Genomic DNA, 1,303 nt, shown 5'->3' on the forward strand with positions numbered 1-1,303 from the left:
TGACCCGTCCTAAATAGCGTTGACACATTTAACTCGCACACTGAGGAAAATGTGATGAAGCAATATGTTAAACGCACACAACGCGATTACCCTCTATCCTTTAAACTGGCCGTTGTCGAACAGGTCGAAAAAGGTGAAATGACTTACCGTCAGGCACAAGACCGCTACGGTATTCAAGGTAGCCAAACCGTCATGACGTGGCTACGCAAGTTCGGTCAACTCGACTGGCTTTCGACCTCTCCTGCAAGAACGTGCGGAGTTAACATGCCCAAAATGCCTCTTACTCCCGAACAGCGAATTAAAGAGCTTGAACAGCAACTCGCTGAATCAGAAGTCAAAGCTCAGTTTTTTGAAGCGGTTGTGAAAGTCATGAACACTGAGTTCGGGGCCACACTGACAAAAAAGCAGTTGGCCACGTTATCACGCAAGCACAAACGCCGGGACTCACAGTAACGCGCGCTTGCCGGTTCATGGGGATTAGCCGACAGGCGTGGTATCAGTCTTTGCAGCGCGAGCGGGGAAGAGAAGTACAGGCCCAAAATATCATTGAACAAGTGACGGCCATCCGGTTACAACAGCCGCGGTTGGGTACGCGTAAGTTGCATTACTTGTTGCAACAACGGGCGGAACCGGCGCTGCATGTTGGCCGGGACCGCCTGTTCCAGATACTGCGATGCTCGCGGTTACTGGTGATACCTAAACGTGCGTATCATAAAACGACAAACAGCCATCATCGCTTTTACCGTCACCCTAATTTATTGAAGTCAGGAGCAAATCAGGTTATTGCCAGCCACCCGGAACAGGTATGGGTCGCGGATATCACTTACCTTCCGCTGCGTCAGGGAACGGCGTATGTGAGTCTGGTTACTGACGCCTGGTCGAGAAAAATAGTGGGATATCATGTGCATGAAAGCCTGCATACCCGGTATGTGGCCGTCGCGCTCAAAATGGCGCTGATGAGCAGGCGCACAGCATCTGTGTTGATACATCACTCAGACCGGGGTATCCAGTACTGTTCAAGTGAATATCAGGCGCTGCACGAACGCCACGGCGTCATCTGCTCGATGACGGACGGATATGACTGCTATCAGAATGCTTTGGCGGAGCGGGTAAACGGGATACTGAAAATGGAGTATCTGCTCGCCAGGCCAGAAGATATCGTCCAGGCAAGAAAGATGGTCAGGGAGTCGGTGGAAATCTACAACACCCGGCGTCCGCATCTGTCGTTAAAATACAAAACGCCCGATGAAGTTCATCGGGCGTTTTAAGGCTGAAAAGTGTCAACCTATATCAGGACTAGTCA

At 50.9% G+C, this 1,303-nt stretch carries 1 protein-coding gene; it reads left to right on the top strand.

Translation table 11 applies throughout. The features are described from left to right. Positions 1-54 precede the first annotated feature (54 nt). Positions 55-1,268 (top strand): IS3 family transposase gene (locus tag NG99_RS24445; RefSeq protein WP_157032699.1). Its coding sequence is split into 2 segments (ribosomal slippage): positions 55-397 and positions 397-1,268, totalling 1,215 coding nucleotides; the frame shifts between segments, so codons are not numbered across the junction. Positions 1,269-1,303 lie beyond the last annotated feature (35 nt).

This window comes from Erwinia typographi (genome assembly GCF_000773975.1).
Classification (GTDB): Bacteria; Pseudomonadota; Gammaproteobacteria; order Enterobacterales; family Enterobacteriaceae; genus Erwinia; species Erwinia typographi.